The 16,071-nt window shown below is 62.0% G+C and carries 17 protein-coding genes; 12 read left to right on the top strand and 5 right to left on the bottom strand.

Annotated elements, in window-relative coordinates; translation table 11 throughout:
• The first annotated feature begins 68 nt into the window (after nucleotides 1-68).
• The 3 genes from B7X90_RS09610 (at nucleotide 69) to nadA (ending at nucleotide 2,692) form a co-directional block, all read left to right on the top strand.
• Nucleotides 69-977 (top strand): MBL fold metallo-hydrolase, encoded by a 909-nt coding sequence (locus B7X90_RS09610; protein ID WP_292623950.1) that lies wholly within the window; start codon nucleotides 69-71, stop codon nucleotides 975-977.
• Nucleotides 959-1,612 (top strand): DUF4230 domain-containing protein, encoded by a 654-nt coding sequence (locus B7X90_RS09615; RefSeq protein ID WP_292623953.1) that lies wholly within the window; start codon nucleotides 959-961, stop codon nucleotides 1,610-1,612. Before B7X90_RS09610 ends, B7X90_RS09615 begins: the two co-directional genes overlap by 19 nt.
• A gap of 81 nt (nucleotides 1,613-1,693) precedes the next feature.
• Nucleotides 1,694-2,692: a quinolinate synthase NadA gene (gene nadA / locus B7X90_RS09620; protein ID WP_292623956.1), complete on the top strand. Its 999-nt coding sequence runs from the start codon at nucleotides 1,694-1,696 to the stop codon at nucleotides 2,690-2,692.
• A gap of 2 nt (nucleotides 2,693-2,694) precedes the next feature.
• Here the strand turns inward: nadA and B7X90_RS09625 are convergent, their stop codons facing one another.
• On the bottom strand, nucleotides 2,695-3,588 hold the full coding sequence (locus B7X90_RS09625) for a DMT family transporter (protein ID WP_292623958.1): 894 nt from the start codon (nucleotides 3,586-3,588) through the stop codon (nucleotides 2,695-2,697).
• A 74-nt stretch (nucleotides 3,589-3,662) separates the two neighbouring features.
• Between B7X90_RS09625 and B7X90_RS09630 the strand changes: the two genes are divergently transcribed.
• Entirely contained in the window at nucleotides 3,663-4,766 is a 1,104-nt protein-coding gene (locus B7X90_RS09630) for an alkene reductase (RefSeq protein ID WP_292623960.1), read from the top strand.
• A gap of 18 nt (nucleotides 4,767-4,784) precedes the next feature.
• The gene (locus tag B7X90_RS09635) at nucleotides 4,785-5,666 is read left to right on the top strand and encodes a CoA ester lyase (RefSeq protein ID WP_292623963.1); all 882 of its coding nucleotides are present in this window, start codon (nucleotides 4,785-4,787) and stop codon (nucleotides 5,664-5,666) included.
• Here B7X90_RS09635 and B7X90_RS09640 read toward each other — a convergent pair.
• Together B7X90_RS09640 and lipB are read right to left on the bottom strand one after the other, a co-directional pair.
• On the bottom strand, nucleotides 5,649-5,936 hold the full coding sequence (locus B7X90_RS09640) for a hypothetical protein (protein WP_292623965.1): 288 nt from the start codon (nucleotides 5,934-5,936) through the stop codon (nucleotides 5,649-5,651). The genes B7X90_RS09635 and B7X90_RS09640 overlap by 18 nt on opposite strands.
• The gene (gene lipB, locus B7X90_RS09645; RefSeq protein WP_292623989.1) at nucleotides 5,933-6,616 is read right to left on the bottom strand and encodes a lipoyl(octanoyl) transferase LipB; all 684 of its coding nucleotides are present in this window, start codon (nucleotides 6,614-6,616) and stop codon (nucleotides 5,933-5,935) included. Before lipB ends, B7X90_RS09640 begins: the two co-directional genes overlap by 4 nt.
• Before the next feature lie 102 nt (nucleotides 6,617-6,718).
• Here lipB and B7X90_RS09650 point away from each other — a divergent pair, with 102 nt between their 5' ends.
• Nucleotides 6,719-7,540, top strand: a complete 822-nt coding sequence (locus B7X90_RS09650; RefSeq protein ID WP_292623967.1) for a glycerophosphoryl diester phosphodiesterase membrane domain-containing protein — start codon at nucleotides 6,719-6,721, stop codon at nucleotides 7,538-7,540.
• 19 nt (nucleotides 7,541-7,559) lie between these two features.
• On the opposite strand, the gene B7X90_RS09655 is transcribed toward B7X90_RS09650, so the two are convergent.
• Nucleotides 7,560-8,186: a methyltransferase domain-containing protein gene (locus B7X90_RS09655; RefSeq protein ID WP_292623970.1), complete on the bottom strand. Its 627-nt coding sequence runs from the start codon at nucleotides 8,184-8,186 to the stop codon at nucleotides 7,560-7,562.
• A 49-nt stretch (nucleotides 8,187-8,235) separates the two neighbouring features.
• Between B7X90_RS09655 and B7X90_RS09660 the strand changes: the two genes are divergently transcribed.
• Both B7X90_RS09660 and B7X90_RS09665 read left to right on the top strand, forming a co-directional pair.
• Nucleotides 8,236-9,567: an MFS transporter gene (locus B7X90_RS09660; protein ID WP_292623972.1), complete on the top strand. Its 1,332-nt coding sequence runs from the start codon at nucleotides 8,236-8,238 to the stop codon at nucleotides 9,565-9,567.
• A gap of 41 nt (nucleotides 9,568-9,608) precedes the next feature.
• Nucleotides 9,609-11,093: a lipopolysaccharide biosynthesis protein gene (locus B7X90_RS09665; RefSeq protein WP_292623974.1), complete on the top strand. Its 1,485-nt coding sequence runs from the start codon at nucleotides 9,609-9,611 to the stop codon at nucleotides 11,091-11,093.
• Here the strand turns inward: B7X90_RS09665 and B7X90_RS09670 are convergent.
• The gene (locus tag B7X90_RS09670) at nucleotides 11,086-12,054 is read right to left on the bottom strand and encodes a CDP-alcohol phosphatidyltransferase family protein (protein WP_292623975.1); all 969 of its coding nucleotides are present in this window, start codon (nucleotides 12,052-12,054) and stop codon (nucleotides 11,086-11,088) included. The two genes, B7X90_RS09665 and B7X90_RS09670, sit on opposite strands and share 8 nt — an antisense overlap.
• Nucleotides 12,055-12,236: 182 nt before the next feature.
• Here B7X90_RS09670 and B7X90_RS09675 point away from each other — a divergent pair, with 182 nt between their 5' ends.
• The 4 genes from B7X90_RS09675 to B7X90_RS09690 form a co-directional block, all read left to right on the top strand.
• A complete protein-coding gene (locus tag B7X90_RS09675; RefSeq protein WP_292623977.1) occupies nucleotides 12,237-13,250 on the top strand; it encodes a CDP-alcohol phosphatidyltransferase family protein in 1,014 nt (337 codons plus the stop codon).
• Between the two features lie 120 nt (nucleotides 13,251-13,370).
• Complete coding sequence (locus tag B7X90_RS09680) at nucleotides 13,371-14,081, top strand: NTP transferase domain-containing protein (protein ID WP_292623979.1); 711 nt, start codon at nucleotides 13,371-13,373, stop codon at nucleotides 14,079-14,081.
• Between the two features lie 29 nt (nucleotides 14,082-14,110).
• Nucleotides 14,111-14,761: a haloacid dehalogenase-like hydrolase gene (locus B7X90_RS09685; protein WP_292623980.1), complete on the top strand. Its 651-nt coding sequence runs from the start codon at nucleotides 14,111-14,113 to the stop codon at nucleotides 14,759-14,761.
• Between the two features lie 284 nt (nucleotides 14,762-15,045).
• On the top strand, nucleotides 15,046-16,071 hold a 1,026-nt coding region (locus tag B7X90_RS09690; RefSeq protein ID WP_292623982.1), incomplete at its 3' end, for an inositol-3-phosphate synthase.

The raw sequence follows: 16,071 nt of genomic DNA on the forward strand, positions 1-16,071 counted from the left end.
TACGCGCGGTCAGATTGTGCAAGGTTGCATGGGAGCAGGACAATGCCCATACCGGATGCATGGCCCAAATGCCCCCCATACCCGATCGCAGCGAATGGCCCGTTGGCCGCTCTGAACAGCTCGAACCTTTGGTGCGGCGCGTGCTCGCGCCCAATCCTTCGCCGTACACGTTCACCGGCACGCAGACGTATATCGTTGGCGCGGGGGCTGAAGTGGCAGTGATCGATCCGGGGCCTTATGGAATAAGCGACGCCATCGGCATGGAAAGCGAAGGCCATGTAGAGGCAATCATTGCGGCAGTGGGCGATGCCAAGATCGCGGCGATTGTCTGCACGCATACGCACCGCGATCACAGCCCGGCCTCGCGCCCCTTGCAGGCAGCGACCGGCGCCCCGATCATCGGTTGCGCGCCGCTGACACTGAATGATGACGGCCCGCGCGCCGATGCCGCCTTTGACGATGACTATGTGCCTGACCGCGTTCTGGCCGATGGCGAGCGGCTTTCTGGCGATGGCTGGACGCTGGAAGCGGTGGCCACTCCGGGGCACACCAGCAACCACTTATGCTATTCGGTGCTGGAAAGTGGCGCTCTGTTTACTGGTGATCACGTGATGGGCTGGTCAACTTCGGTGGTTTCCCCGCCGGATGGGGACATGGCGGCCTATATGGCAAGCCTGCAGAAGCTCTATGATCGCGAAGATCGCGTGCTCTATCCGGCTCATGGGCCGCAGATCGATAATCCGCGCCAGCTGGTGCGCGGCATGATGGGGCATCGGCGGCAGCGCGAGCGCCAGATCCTGCGGCTGCTGGAGGATGGCGGACCGCATTTCATCCCTGAATTTGTAAGCGCGATGTACAAAGGGCTGGACCCCCGACTGCATGGCGCAGCCGGGCGTTCAGTGCAGGCGCATCTGATTGATCTGGAACGGCAGGGCCGCGTGACCGTTGAGGGTGAACGATGGATGATCCCCGCCTGAACGCTTCGCCCACCCCTGCCACAAAGCGCGAGACTTCGCTGGCGCGGGTCTCATTGCTGCCGTGGGCGCTGTTTCTGGTGGCGCTGTCCACTGCCGTGTTCTTTGCGTGGAAGTGGTGGCAGCCCGAAGACATCGGCGACCCGCTGGTAACCAGCCTTGTTGCCTTTGAAAAGCAGGACAAGCTGACGGTGTTCAGCGCCGAGCTTGCGCCGGTGGTTTCCAGCAACGATTCACGCATGTTCGGGCTGGTAAATTCCAAGCAGGTTGCGGTGATCCCGGCACGGGTGGACTATACCATTGATCTTTCCAGGGTTGGGCGCGAGCGGCTGAGCTGGAATGCGGAAACGCAGACATTGGGTGTGAAGCTGCCTCCCCTGACAGTAAGCCGCCCGAACCTCGACGAAGCGCGGGCGCAGTACTTGCGCGATGGCATCTGGATCACGCGCGAGGCACAGGACAAGCTGACGCGTGACAACACCCGCTTGGCCGAAGCGCAGGCGGTGCAGCAGGCAGCCAATCCCATCCTGATGAACCTTGCCCGGCAGGCGGCAAAAGAGGCGATCAGCCAGAACGTGTCGATCCCGTTGCAGGTGGCGGGCTATGGCAAAGCGAAGGTCAACGTCACTTTCGAATAACCAACGCTATTGCGAGACGCCGGACTGCCGCTTAAGTCCGCGCGTGATCCCGGCACAACTCGCCGGTGGAGGAATGCCGCGATGACTGCCCAGCCGACCAACCTTACCGGACTTGACCTGCGTGCCGAGATCGACCGTTTGCGCAAGGAGCGCAATGCGGTGATCCTTGCGCACTATTACCAGCGCCCGGAAATTCAGGATCTGGCCGATTTCGTCGGCGACAGTCTGGAGCTTTCGCGCAAGGCGGCTGCGACCGACGCCGACGTGATCGCGTTTTGCGGCGTGAAGTTCATGGCCGATACGGCCAAGATCCTGTCCCCGCAGAAAATCGTCGTGCTGCCCGACATGGACGCCGGGTGCAGCCTTGAGGATTCATGCCCGCCCGACAAGTTCAAGGCATTCCGCGAGGCGCACCCCGATCACATCGCGCTGACCTACATCAACTGCTCGACCGAGGTGAAGGCAATGTCGGACGTGATCGTCACATCATCGAGCGCCGAGACGATTCTTGCGCAGATCCCGCCAGAACAGAAGATCATCTTCGGCCCCGACCGGCACCTTGGCGGATACCTGAACCGCAAGTTCGGACGCGAGATGCTATTGTGGCCGGGCGTGTGCATTGTGCACGAGGCGTTCTCGGAAACCGAGCTGCTCAAACTGATGGCCCAGCATCCCGGTGCGCCGGTGGCGGGCCATCCTGAATGCCCGCCGCACATCATCGACCACTGCGACTATGTGGGATCGACCAGCGGCATCCTGCAATTCGCCAAGACCTTTACCGGCGATACCCTGATCGTGGCGACAGAGCCGCACATCATCCACCAGATGCAATTGGCGATCCCCGAAAAGACTTTCATCGGTGCGCCAGGGGCTGACGGCAACTGCAACTGCAACATCTGCCCCTACATGGCGCTCAACACGATGGAAAAGCTGTACATCGCGCTGCGCGATCTGCAGCCGCGCATCGAGCTGGATGAAGACCTTCGCATCGCCGCCAAGAAGAGCCTCGACCGGATGCTCGAAATGGCCAGCGGCACGGTGGGGCTGGGCGATCTGGGGGCGCGGCCTTTCGGAAGCTGAGCTCAAGCCGCCTTGCCCTCGCCCAGTCGCGCCAGCACCAGCGCTGCGCCGACCAGCGCCATGCCGATCGCGTCGGGCAGGGCGAGGACTTCGTTGAAGGCCAGCCAGCCGACCAGAACCGAGACGGCGGGCTGGGTGAGCAGGACGAGGCCGATCACCAGCGGGGGGAAGTGGCGGAGCGAGTAGACCAGCAGGCCTTGGCCTACGATCTGGCTGGCGAACATCAGGCCGATCACCGGCCACCAGTTGGTGGGCCAGACCGGTTCGCCCAGCGCGATCGCTGTAACGAGCATCACCGGAACGCCGGCAAGGCTTGACCAGAACAGCAGGCTCCACGAACCGAAGCGTCCACGAATGCCCTGCACCAGCAGGATATAAACGACGTAAAACAGCCCGGCAAGGATACAGAACAGGTCTCCGGCAAGGGTGCGTGCATCGATCTCCATCGAGCGGCCAAGCAGCAGGCCCGCGCCGCCGAGCGCCATCGCCACAGCGGCAAACTCGCGCAGGTGCGGGCGGCGGTGCATCGTCACCAGGCCCCACACCATCAGGATCACGCTGCCCGAATTGCCGAAGAGCGTGGCATTTCCGAGCTTGGTCAGTTCGATGCCGACATGCCAACTGGCCAGATCGAGTGCGAAAACGACGCCCGCAGCCACGATGATCCACCAGTCCTTGCGGGGATAGCCCCACATCGGTTCGCGACCGCGCAGCGCAAAAGCCGCCAACAGCGGGAGCGCGAGGGCGAGCCGCCACAAACCCGCGGACACTGGCCCTGAATCGGCAATGCGCACGAACCACGGCCCCAAAGCCAGCGCAATGTTTCCTGTCAGCAGTGCAAGGAAATGCTTCGGGCCGGGGCGAAATGACAAGGCTGGGTCACTTGAATTCGTCATTGCCGCGCCTTAATCCAGTTGCAAAGCGAAACCCAGTGCGTTTCGCCGATATTCAAACGAAAGGCCTCCTACCCATGCATGACCCGCTGTTCCAGCCCGTGCGACTTGGCGCAATCGAAGCGCCCAACCGGATTATCATGGCCCCGCTCACCCGTGGCCGCGCCACTAGCGAAGGCGTGCCTACGCCGATCATGATCGAATACTATCGCCAGCGCGCCAGCGCCGGGCTGATCATCACCGAAGCCACCGGCATCAGCCGTGAAGGCCTTGGCTGGCCCAGCGCGCCGGGCATCTGGAATGACGAACAGACCGAAGCGTGGAAGCCCATCGTTGAGGCGGTTCATCAGGCAGGCGGGCGCATCGTCCTGCAAATGTGGCACATGGGCCGGATCGTGCATCCAGACTTTCTGGGCGGGCAACCCCCAGTCTCAGCATCAGCCACGCGCGCGCCCGGTCAGGCGCATACCCCCACCGGCAAACAGGATTTCGCCACCGCACGGCCGCTGACTCTCGACGAGATGCCGCGCCTGATCGACGATTATGGCCGCGCTGCCGAGAATGCGAAAAAGGCCGGGTTCGATGGTGTGCAACTCCACGCAGCCAATGGCTATCTGATCGACCAGTTCCTGCGCGATGGCACGAACCTGCGCGATGACGAGTATGGCGGCAGCCCGCAGAACCGCGTGCGCCTGATGCGCGAAGTGGTGGAGCGCCTGATCTCGGTCTGGGGCAAGGAGCGCGTATCGATCCGCCTTTCGCCCAACGGCGATTCGCAAGGGGTAGATGACAGCAACCCTGCCGCCACCTTTGGCGAGGCAGCCCGGGTGTTGCAGGAAGTGGGCGTGAGTTTTGTCGAACTGCGCCAGCCGGGGCCAGAGGGCACCTTTGGTCAAACCGACGTGCCGCAGCAGGACAGCGTGATTCGCGCGATCTACACCGGCCCGCTGGTGCTCAACAGCGACTACACGCCCGAACAGGCCGCCGCTGACGTTGCTTCGGGCCGGACCGATGCGATCAGCTTTGGCCGTCCGTTCATATCCAACCCCGATCTGGTGGACCGCATCCAGAAGGGCGCGCACATCAATCCAAATAAGGGGGTGCCACAAACGTGGTATTTTCCGGGCGAGGTCGGCTATACCGACTACCCAACGTTGGCGGAGGAAACTGCCGCAGCGTGATTTGAGGAGAACCGCCACATGCCGCCAAGATCATGGCTCTTTGTCCCCGGTGACAGCGAAAAGAAGCTGGGCAAGGCCATGTCCACCGGCGCGCATGTGGTGATTGCCGATCTGGAAGATGCAGTGGCCCCAGCGGCCAAGCCGCAGGCGCGGGTGCTGGCGCGCGATTGGTTGGCAATCCACCGCCAGCACGTGACGGAAAATCGCCCGCTCGGTCGCTGGGTGCGCATCAACGCGATCGACACTGGCATGTGGCGCGATGATCTGGCCGTGGTCATGGCAGGCGCGCCCGATGGCGTGATGCTGCCCAAGTGCGAAGGGCCGGATCAGGTCCGCATGGTGGCGGCCGAGATTTATGAACTTGAACAGCGCCACCGCATTCCCAACGGAACCACGCACATTCTGCCGCTGGTGAGCGAAACGGCAAGGTCCGCGCTGACCATTCCAAGCTATGTCGATTCCGCCATGCCGCGGCTGGCCGGGCTGACGTGGGGCGCTGAGGATTTGTCCGCCGTGCTGGGCGCGAGCCGCAAGCGCGATGCCAACGGCGGGTGGACTGACGCTTTCCGCTTCATCCGCGCGCAATGCCTGCTGGTAGCCCATGCCTGCGGAATCTGGTCGATCGACACCCTGCACGATGATTTCCGCGATGAAGCGGGGACCATGCGCGCCGCGCAGGCAGCGCGGGCCGACGGATTCACCGGGATGTTGGCAATTCACCCGTCACAGGTGCAGATCATCAACGCGGCCTTTGCACCGAGCGCAGAGGAACTGGCCGAAGCCGAAGCGATTGTTGGCTTGTTTGCGCAAAGCCCGAATGCCGGGACGCTGCAATACAATGGCCGGATGATCGATCAGCCACACCTGCGGATGGCCAGGCAGCTACTCGGTATCGCGTGATTCGGCAGCCGGAGCTGGCGCAGGAACGTCAGCTTCGGCTTCCTCGCTATCAGCGTCGTTAGCATTGTCGGTTGCTATCTTCTTCGTCGCTGAAGGCTTTACCGGTGCGAGCGGCGGTGCTGCGGTCGAGGTGTCCAGATCGATCATGTCGTCCGAGATCGACCCGGGCAGCACTTCACCCGATGCCGCAGCGGCTTTGCCCTGTTCAGCCTGCTGGTTGCAAGCCGCGAGCGCAAGGCAGATCGCCAGCGTTAAAGGTCTTCTGATCATGCAGCCTCCGGTGGCGTTGTTGCGGCAGGACATGGCGTGTCGAGTTTTGCCAGAAATCCGTCGAAATGGGCAAGCAGCGCCTCGTCCCACATATCCGCGCTGACATCGTGGCCCAACGCGGCGAGGCTGGTGACGCCGAATTCCTCGATCCCGCACGGGACGATGCCGCCGAAGTGCGACATATCCGGCGCGAGATTGACCGAGAAGCCGTGCATCGTCACCCAGCGGCGAATGCGCACGCCGATGGCACCGATCTTGGCTTCACGACCATCGGCATCCCGCGTCCAGATGCCGACGCGACCGTCAGCGCGCCAGGATTCCACGCCAAAATCCGCCAGGGTATCGATCACCCAGCCTTCAAGCGCGTGGACAAAGCCACGCACATCGCGCGCGCGTTTGCGCAGATCGAGCAGGACATAGCCGATGCGCTGGCCGGGACCGTGATAGGTATAGCGCCCGCCACGCCCGGCTGCGACCACTTCAAAGCGCGGATCGAGCAGTTCATCGGGCGAGGCGCTGGTGCCTGCGGTATAGACCGGCGGATGTTCGAGCAGCCAGACCAGTTCCTGCGCGGTGTCATCGGCAATTGCGGCGTTGCGCACGGTCATTTCATCGAGCGCCGTGCGATAAGGCACTTGTGCGGCTTCGCGGCGGATTTCGATGGTGTGATGATCCGGCATGACCCCCGCATGGCGCAGACGGCCCGGATCATCAAGGGGGAGCGTCATCGCCCATGATGGTAGGGTTCGACACGAGCGGGTTTGCGCTGCTAGAGGAGCGCCATGACCGTCCGCCTCGACAGCAGCCTTGCCTGGAAAACCGCCACGCGCCTTGTCGCCACCAACCGTGATGTGCTGATCGCGATTGCGGGGGTGTTCTTCTTGCTGCCCAGTCTTGCGTTCTCGGTGTTCGTGCCTGAACCACAGATGGCACCGGGCACACCGCCGGGCGAAATGATGGAAAAGATCGCCGATATGTGGACGGCCTCGATGCCCCTCCTGATCGTCGTTACGCTGCTGCAAATGGCTGGCACCGTCACCATGCTGATTGTGATGACGGACCGCGCCCGCCCGATGGTGGGACAGGCGATTCGCCGGGGCTTTCTGGCGCTCGGTCCCTATGTGCTGGCGCAGATCATGGTTGGCGCAGCACTTGGCATGGGCTTTCTTGTACTGGTGAGCGCGGCAGCGCTGACCGGGCAACAAGCGATTGGAGCCATTGTCATCATCGGCGCGTTCATCGCGATGATCTGGTGCAGCCTGCGCATGGCGTTGGTCGCGCCGGTGCTGGCGATTGAGGCAGAGCGCAACCCGGTGCAGGCACTGAAGCGGTCGTGGGCGTTGACCAAGGGCAATTCCGGCCGGATGCTGGCCTTCTTCATGCTGGCAGGGCTGCTATTCGCCGTCGTCTATGGCCTTGCCATGATGCTGGTGGGCGTGGTGCTGGTGCTGACCACTGACGGCGGGATCCAGCAAGTGTTGACCGCAGCCGTTTCCAGCACGCTGACGGCAGGCGCACTGGTCTATTTCGTGGCGATACTGGCGGCGGTATATCGGCAACTGGCCGGCGACACTGCTGACGAAATTGGCGACATCTTCGGCTGAAGTGCCAGAAGCTGGAAGATTATTCCTTCCAGCCCCAGCTGATCACGCAGGGCGGCACGTTGACCGGTTCGAACCCCTTGTCGATGCGGCGGAAGAACTGGCCCATCAGATCGCGCGCACGCGCCGTGTACTGATAAACGAGGAACGCGCCACCGGGACGCAGCACACGATGCGTGGCACCCATGATGGCTGGGCCGACACCTTCAGGAAGGTTCGAGAAGGGCAGGCCCGAAAGCACATAGTCGGCATGATCGAAGCCGTTTTCCCGGACGATCTCTTCCACGTCGGACGCCGAACCATTGACGGCGATGAATCGGCTGTCACCGATGGTCTTCTGCAGATACTCGATGAAATCCGGGTTGGTATCGATCACGATCAACCGGCCATCGCGGCGCAGCTTTTCCAGCACCGGGCGGCAGAATGTGCCCACGCCGGGGCCGTATTCCACGAAAAGGCGGCATTCTTCCCAATCAACCACCGACAAAACCCGCTCAATCGTGCGGTTTGACGACGGGACAATCGCGCCGACCATCGCCGGGTGCTTGAGGAAGCCCTTGAAGAAGATTCCGGCTGGGCCGAGCAGGCGTTCCGCCTTGCGCTTTGCCCGCTGGAGAAGGGGTTCGCGCGCAACCTGGGTCGAAGTCATTGCAGGAAGATGTCCTCTGCCGGTCAGAATAGCTGCTGCAGGATCGGACATGAACGAAGGCCCAATACGCCTGCCGAAGGAGCGAATGGCGCTACTGTTTGCGGTCATGCTGGTGACGGCGGCAGGCAATACTGCGATGCAATCGGTCATGCCTTCAATCGGCACGCGGCTCGGCATTGCCGACGTTTGGGTGAGCCTTGCCTATTCATGGTCGGCGCTGTTGTGGATGCTGATGGCCCCGTTCTGGGCACGCCGATCAGACCGGCGCGGGCGCAAGGCAATGATGGCACTGGGGGTGATCGGGTTCATCCTCTCGTTCACGTTGTGCGGCATAATTCTCCATTTCGGTCTCAATGGTTGGTTCAGCGCGGTTATGACGATGAGCCTGTTTGCGCTGGCACGATCATTTTACGGACTGCTGGGTTCAGCCGCGCCGCCTGCGGTTCAGGCCTACGTCGCCAGCCGCACCGGACGCGCGGATCGCACGAAGGCGCTTTCGCTCGTGGCCTCAAGCTTTGGCCTTGGCACCGTGCTTGGCCCCGCGTTGGCGCCGCTGATGATTCTGCCGGGTATGGGACTGGTAGGGCCATTCGTGATTTTTGCAGCGATGGGCGTGATCGTGCTGGTACTGCTGCGCACACGCCTGCCCAATGATGACCCTCGCTTTGCGGCGCGGGGCGAAGTTATGGCGGCACCATTCAGTGCATCATCCAACCCGCGAATGCCCGATGATGATGAGGGGCACCCCGACGGATCGCCCGATGAACTGCCCGCCGCCGAACCGCTACATGCCGGTGCTGACCGGCTACGCTGGTCGGATCGCCGCCTGCGCCCGTGGTTGTTGGCGGGGCTGATCGGTGGCCATTCACAAACCATGGTGCTGGGCGTGATTGGCTTTCTGCTGCTCGACCGTCTGGGTCTGCGCGGTGATCCCGATGCGGCAGCAGGACCAGTCGGGCTTGTGCTGATGGCAGGCGCAGCAGCGACTTTGCTGGCACAATGGGGGCTGATCCCGATGCTGAGCATGGGGCCGCGCACATCGACGCTGTGGGGCATGGGGCTGGCCGCATTTGGCATCCTGCCCATCGCGGTCGGCCAGGATCTTCACACCATTGCAGTCGGCTTTGCCATTGCATCACTGGGCTTCGGAATGTTCCGCCCCGGCTTTACATCGGGCGCAAGCCTTGCGGTAAGTCCGGGCGAACAGGGTCAGGCGGCGGGGGTTGTGACTTCAGTCAACGGCGCGGCCTATATTGTGGCTCCGGCTATCGGCGTATTGCTCTACAATCACTCACCTTGGGTTGCGTGGGGTGTGATGGAAGCGCTGGCGATTTCGGTGGTGATCTTGTGCGTGTTCACACTACGCAAGGACCAGGTGTAACGCTTGCAAACCTTGGCGTTTAGCGCCAAGCGGCGCGCGCCATGGCGCAAGAGAACAGCTCCCAGAAAGTCATCGCGCGCGGGGCTGGCTCCAACGCGCTGAGCTTCGTGATCCGTTTCGCGGCTCGGGCAGGGTTTCTCTATATCGGCGCGCGGCTCTATGGCGCAGCGAACTATGGCGTGTTCACGATGGCGAGCGCGATGGTGGAACTGGCCGTTCCAGTCGCCAGCCTTGGCCTGAAGCGCATGATCTTCCCTTGGCTGGAGGAAGAGACACCCACTGGCAAACGGGCCACGCATGTCCTGCTTGACGCGCTGATGCTCGCACTGGTTGCAGGCGTGGCGGTATCGCTGATCATGATCTGCGGCGCTATGTTGCTGCCGCAAGGCGCGGTATCGGATGCGTTGCGGCTTGCCATCATGCTGCTCGCTCCCTCCGTTCTTGGCCAGATCACCGGAGACATCGCGCTCGCTGCCACACGCTGGACGCACAAGATGCGTTACGAAGTGATCGGACGCGGTTTGGTCGAACCTTATGCGCTGACGGGCGTCGCGCTGGTAGCGTGGCACTTGGGGATGAACGACACCGGTATGCTGCTCGGTTATTGGGCCGGGTCGATTGCACTCGCAGTATTTTCGTTGTGGAGCGCTAGGGACTGCCTCGGCTCGCTGCATTTACGGCAGTGGCGGCCAAGCCCAGCAGCGCTGATTCGGCATGTGCAGGCCCTGATACCGGCGAGTGGCAGCGATTTCCTGACCACGCTGGCGCAGCGCATCGATCTCTACCTCGTCGGCTTCCTGCTGGGTGATGCGCCTGCGGGCGTCTACGGCGTGCTGCGCCAGTTGCGCACGCCGATACTGCAAGTGCGGCAGGCCTTTGACGGCATCCTGACCCCACTGACCGCGCGGACCATGCGCAGCGATGGCGATGTGGTGACCGGTGAAGCCACTGCCGCCGCAACGCGGGTTGTCCTTACGCTGCAACTGGGTGTTGTGCTGATGATGGCCGCAACTGGCGACTTGCTGCTCAGCCTGTTTGGAGTGCACCAGCCGGGTGCCTATGTAGCGCTACTGGCGATGCTGCTGGCCGAGACCGTCAACGGCGCGTTCGGGGTGTCCGAACTGATCCTATACTACCGTCGCCCAGCCCTCGCGCTTCAGGTCAACCTTGTCCTGATAGCAACAGCCGGTCTCGCCATCCCGCTCCTGACGCCTGACTATGGCATCGTCGGCGCGACAATTGCCATGTTGATTGCGGCACTGTTTGCGGCGGGCCTACGCCGCCATTGGTTGGTTGGGCTAGGCGTCAGACCACCGCTGCTTCATGCGTCTGTGCCCATTGCAGCGGCGAGCATCGCGGTGCTGATCGGCCGACAGAGTGCAACCATGCTGCCGCCATCATGGCCCGATCCCCTACGCGATGCTGCGCCTGCCCTCATCGCGCTGGCCCTCTACGCCTTGTTCGTAACCGCGTGGCGCAAAGCGCGGCCCGGTGTGCTTTCGCTCAACCAATATCGGATCAGCTGAACGCCGCCGATGCTGGCGGCGGCGGACCGTCCAGCCGCGAGGCTGTGGCCATTGCCGCACGATTATGCAGCTGGACCGAGATCACCAGCAGCACGTTCAGCACCACTGCCTGATAGAAGAAGTACCACACCGGGCTGCCAGCAATCATCGCAAAGCCCAGCACAATGGCGCGGGGATTCGGGCCAAGCAGCTTCAGAAAGCTTAGCAGCGGCTTCTGTTCGCGCGCCACTTCGGCCCGTATTGCCGCCAGCCGCGTGTCATCGCCCGATGCCATCGCCGCGCTGACCGCCGCGTCGATCTGGCGGGCGTGGGGGGTCATCCCGGCAGCAAGGTGAAGATAACCGCGCGCAATCGGTTCGAACACGCGGGCGAAGATACCGCCCGAACCGAACAACCCGGAGCCGTTGTCCTTGGAATTGTTCAGCCACGGCACGCCATAAGTCCAGTACTGATAGAACCGGCGCTGCACTTCGACATGGTTGGACTGCACGATGTGCGAAGCACCGGCCGCCAACGTCCAAGCCCATGCTTGCCCCGCGCCAATCTCCCGTGTCAGCACGAACGCCAACAGCACGTACAGCACGATGTGGCTGGCATAATCGCAAATTCCGTCGACCATCTCGCCGATCGGGCTGGACCGCCCGGTGATGCGCGCCAGATCGCCGTCTGCGCCATCGACCACGTGCCAGCTCATGTGCAGCAGCAGCCCGAGCATCGCACCCCACGGCCAGCCGAGCGCCCAAGTACCGCCGGTGGCGTCCATGTTGAAATAGACGACGCCTGCTGCCACGACCAGCAATCCGCCGAACACTGACACCATGTTGGGTGTCAGCGGGGTGTGCGCCAGCACCCGCGCCAGCCGCCATGCAAGCGGATGATAGAGGTGGAAATTCAGGCCATCCTGCATTTCGCGCGGGCGCTTTGGACGTTCGATCGTCCCCGCCCGTTTTGCCACGTTCACCCTTGCGATCCCTCTGCGATTGCCGTCTTGGCGCAACCGGTAGCCGTGTCTATAGCCCGTGGGAAGGGCTGGCGACGCACAGTAAAAGGCATACGCGCTTGATACCTCCGTTTTTCGTCGCAATTCCAGCAAGTTCGTATCTGAGGCGCCGAATTGGCGGCCTGACCGGAATCGCGCGCGGCGTGATTCTTGCTGATCTTGTGGGCGCGCAAGGCGTGTTCGTGATTGCTGACGGGCATATTGAAGAGGACTGGCACAAGAGCTTTGCCCTGCGCGTTCGCCCCCTGCCGCAGGTAACTGTCATAGCCACACCAGCCGATATTCCGCCCGGCACCGCCCTTCTCCCGGCAGACGCGCTACCAACCAAGGCTGCGCTTGAGGCGCTGGTTCAAAATCCGGCGCTCGTGCTTGTGCGCGGTGACCCCCGCCTGATCCGCGAAGCAAACGATCACGCCACGGTCATGACGCTGCTGCGCGCAACGCTGAAACCCACGGAAGGCCCGGTCGGCCGCTGGATCAACCGGCCAATCTCGTTTCGCATGTCCGCACTCGCGCTCAGGCTTGGCATTGGCCCTGACCCGATCACATGGTTCACGCTAGCACTGGCAATGGTCATGGCAGTGGTCCTTGGGCAGGGTGGCATGGAGTGGCTCGCGCTGGGTGGATTGCTGTTTCAGATCGTATCGGTCACCGATTGCGTCGATGGCGATATCGCCCGCGTTTCATGGGCGATGAGCAGACGCGGTGCCCTGCTTGATACCGCTTGCGATACCGTGGCCAATCTCGGCTTCGTGATCGGGCTGATGACTGGTGTGATGCGGACATATGGGCTGCAATATGCGTGGATCGCGTTGGCTTGCGTGGTCCTGCTGGTTTGCGGAATCGTGGCGATGAGCATTCTCGTGCGCATTGGCCCGAAGCGCGGAAGCTTCGACGTTTTGCGCGCCGCGCTCACCCGCAGGCTGGAAGGGCGACCAATGTTGCAGGCCGTAACGCTGACAATCGAACGCCTGTTCAAACGCGATGTCTATGTGTTGGTTGCCTGTGGCTTTTGCCTTTCGGGCCTCGCCTGGGTACTGCCGGGAATGCTGCTGGGGGGCTTGTGCATCTGGCTTGGCGCGGTGGCATGGTGTGCACCGCTGATCGTGGCGGATACCGAGGGCCTGCTGCTTCCGCCGCACATGCGCCAGTTATAAGCGCTCACCTGCAAGATTGGCGTAACAGAAAGCCATCATAGTCTCTCCCCCCTTGCAGGATGCCAAGGGTTCCCCCAAATTGGCGGTGATTTGATCCGCAACCGGGAACCGAGGCAACGAATGATAGGCGTGATCCTGGCTGCGGGCCGCGGAAGCAGGCTTGGCGATGCGACTGAATCCCTGCCCAAGCCGCTGATGGCCGTGGCGGGGCGAACCTGCCTTGATTTTGCGATTGAGGCCCTGCTCGCAGTGGTGGAAAATGCCGTTGTGGTCACCGGCTATCGCGCCGAACTGATCGAAGCTCACATCACGCGTGAATGGGCAGGTGCGCCGGTGCGCACCGTGCGAAACACCCAGCTTGAAGCCGGCAATCTGACATCGCTTGGCGCTGCACGGCCGTTGATCGGCACGGACGCGTTTGTGCTGACCAACGCCGACCACTTGTTTCCCGGCGACATGTATACGCGCCACTTCGTCCCGTCGGCACAAGGGATCGGCATCGCCTGCGAACGCGAACGCCCAGTGCTGTCTGATGAAATGAAGGTGATCGAAAAGGACGGCCATCTCGTCGCGATCTCGAAAACCCTGCCAAGGTATGACGGGGCCTACATCGGTACGACTTTCGTCGCACAGGGCAGTCTTGGCGCATATTGGGACGCTTTTGACCGCGTGCAGCACAGCAGCGATACCGCGTCCGCCTCGGTCGAAATGGTGCTCGACGAGCTTGCGCAGACCGATGCGCCGCAAATCCATTGGCTATCAGGCCTCAAATGGTTCGAGGTGGATACCCCCGAGGATCTGGCCGTTGCGCGCGAAAGCCTGACCGTATGACGGCTGACGCTGCCAGTGCAGAAATAAAAGTGCTGGTATTCGACCTGGACGGCACACTTGTGCCGACGATGGAAGACTATGCAGACCATGCCGCACAGCTGATGGAAGAGGCTTTCGGCACACCCTTTGTGCAAGCGCGACGTTCATACTTCGCCACGTCCGGGCTGCCTTTCGAACGCCAACTACGCCAACTCTATCCGGGGCAGGAAACCGATTCCGTGGCCGAACGGTTCGAAGCGTGGAAGGACGGCTACCTTTCGGGAATCGCCATTTCGCCAGCGGTTGCAAACCTGCTGGAGGGTTGGCGCAATGAAGGCCTGCTGGTCGCAATCTCATCCAACAACCTCGAAGTCTATGTTGAACGTCTGGCGCAAGACTGGCCGGTCGATTGCGCATTTGGCTATCGCGCCGCCTGTGAAGGTGATCCAGGCTTTGCCAAGGGCGAGGCGCATTTTGCTGCGCTCGAAAAGCGCTTTGGCATTTCCCGCTCTGCATTCTTGTTCACCGGAGATTCACCCAACGACGCGCAAATCGCCGCAGCGGCCGGGGTGCGGTTTCGCGCATTGCTGACCGATGCGTTCTGTGCGGACGATTTCGAGAAGGCTGTGTCGGGAACCCGCACGATCTCCTCGCTTGCGGAGATTGGTGGCATATTTGCCACTGTTATGGCAAACGGGTAACAGTTTGCGATTGGTATGTGGAAACGCACTATCGCATGGTGCATTTTTCGGTTAAGGGCCGCGTCCCATCGGAAGATGCTGTCTCTTGCGCGCCTGCCTGTCAGTGCTGCGCAGGGCACAGGGTGCGGACAAGGAGCGCGGAAAACACGATCGGTATCGCCGGTCTATCTCGCGTTTCCTCATGACCAACTGAGGAATCGGCTTGCATTCGATGGCATTTCGGTATTTTGAGGCAGTTTGATTACAGACGCTCTGATGCGCCTGTCTGATAGGGATCGTTATTCATGAAGCCAATCAAGGTCGCCGTGATCGGCGTGGGCAACTGCGCTAGCTCGCTGGTGCAAGGTGTAGCCTACTATCGCAACAACAATTCGTCGCAAGGGCTCATCCACGACCGTATTGGCGGGTATGGCGCCGGTGACGTCGATTTCGTGCTCGGCGTAGATGTCGATGCACGCAAGGTCGGCAAGGACATTGCCGAAGCCATCTTCGCAGCTCCGAACAACACCACCGTGTTCCAGGCCAATGTGCCTATGACCGGTGCGAAGGTCATAATGGGCCGCGTGTCGGACGGTGTTGCCGCGCACATGACCACGGTCGGCGAAAAGGGCTTTATCGTTGCTGACGAAGCCGAAGCCACCCAAGAGAGCATCGTCAAGGCCCTGAAGGAAACCGGCGCCGAAGTGCTGCTCAACTTCCTCCCCGTCGGGTCGCAGGAAGCCACCGAATTCTACATGGAATGTGCGCTTGAAGCCGGCGTTGCCGTCGTCAACTGTATGCCGGTGTTCATCGCTTCGACCCCGGAATGGGAAGCGAAGTTCCGCGACAAGCGTATCCCGATCGTGGGTGATGACATCAAGGCACAGGTTGGCGCCACGATCGTCCACCGCGTTCTTTCCAGCCTGTTTGCGGCACGCGGCGTCAATGTCGAGCGCACGTACCAGCTCAACACCGGCGGCAACACCGATTTCATGAACATGCTCGACCGTCAGCGTCTGGGCAGCAAAAAGGAATCGAAGACCGAAGCAGTGCAGGCCATGCTGGCCACGCGCCTGGCGGACGAGAACATCCACGTTGGCCCTTCGGACTATGTTCCTTGGCAGAAGGACAACAAGCTGTGCTTCATCCGCATGGAAGGCCAGCAGTGGGGCAACGTTCCCATGAACCTCGAACTGCGCCTCTCGGTTGAAGACAGCCCGAACTCGGCGGCGTGCGTGATGGACGCGATCCGTTGCTGCAAGGTTGCGCTTGATCGTGGTGAAGGTGGTGCGCTGATCGGCCCGTCGGCCTACTTCTGCAAGCACCCGCCG

The sequence above is a fragment of the Novosphingobium sp. 17-62-19 genome, assembly GCF_002256775.1.
In the GTDB taxonomy this organism is placed as follows: domain Bacteria; phylum Pseudomonadota; class Alphaproteobacteria; order Sphingomonadales; family Sphingomonadaceae; genus Novosphingobium.

What these genes read in the sequence shown, in the direction of transcription:
- B7X90_RS09610 (WP_292623950.1), top strand. Translation starts at nt 69, where the DNA reads ATGCCCCCCATACCCGATCGCAGCGAATGGCCCGTTGGCCGCTCTGAA.
- B7X90_RS09615 (WP_292623953.1), top strand. Translation starts at nt 959, where the DNA reads ATGGATGATCCCCGCCTGAACGCTTCGCCCACCCCTGCCACAAAGCGC.
- nadA (WP_292623956.1), top strand. Translation starts at nt 1,694, where the DNA reads ATGACTGCCCAGCCGACCAACCTTACCGGACTTGACCTGCGTGCCGAG.
- B7X90_RS09625 (WP_292623958.1), bottom strand. Translation starts at nt 3,588, where the DNA reads ATGACGAATTCAAGTGACCCAGCCTTGTCATTTCGCCCCGGCCCGAAG.
- B7X90_RS09630 (WP_292623960.1), top strand. Translation starts at nt 3,663, where the DNA reads ATGCATGACCCGCTGTTCCAGCCCGTGCGACTTGGCGCAATCGAAGCG.
- B7X90_RS09635 (WP_292623963.1), top strand. Translation starts at nt 4,785, where the DNA reads ATGCCGCCAAGATCATGGCTCTTTGTCCCCGGTGACAGCGAAAAGAAG.
- B7X90_RS09640 (WP_292623965.1), bottom strand. Translation starts at nt 5,936, where the DNA reads ATGATCAGAAGACCTTTAACGCTGGCGATCTGCCTTGCGCTCGCGGCT.
- lipB (WP_292623989.1), bottom strand. Translation starts at nt 6,616, where the DNA reads ATGCCGGATCATCACACCATCGAAATCCGCCGCGAAGCCGCACAAGTG.
- B7X90_RS09650 (WP_292623967.1), top strand. Translation starts at nt 6,719, where the DNA reads ATGACCGTCCGCCTCGACAGCAGCCTTGCCTGGAAAACCGCCACGCGC.
- B7X90_RS09655 (WP_292623970.1), bottom strand. Translation starts at nt 8,186, where the DNA reads ATGACTTCGACCCAGGTTGCGCGCGAACCCCTTCTCCAGCGGGCAAAG.
- B7X90_RS09660 (WP_292623972.1), top strand. Translation starts at nt 8,236, where the DNA reads ATGAACGAAGGCCCAATACGCCTGCCGAAGGAGCGAATGGCGCTACTG.
- B7X90_RS09665 (WP_292623974.1), top strand. Translation starts at nt 9,609, where the DNA reads ATGGCGCAAGAGAACAGCTCCCAGAAAGTCATCGCGCGCGGGGCTGGC.
- B7X90_RS09680 (WP_292623979.1), top strand. Translation starts at nt 13,371, where the DNA reads ATGATAGGCGTGATCCTGGCTGCGGGCCGCGGAAGCAGGCTTGGCGAT.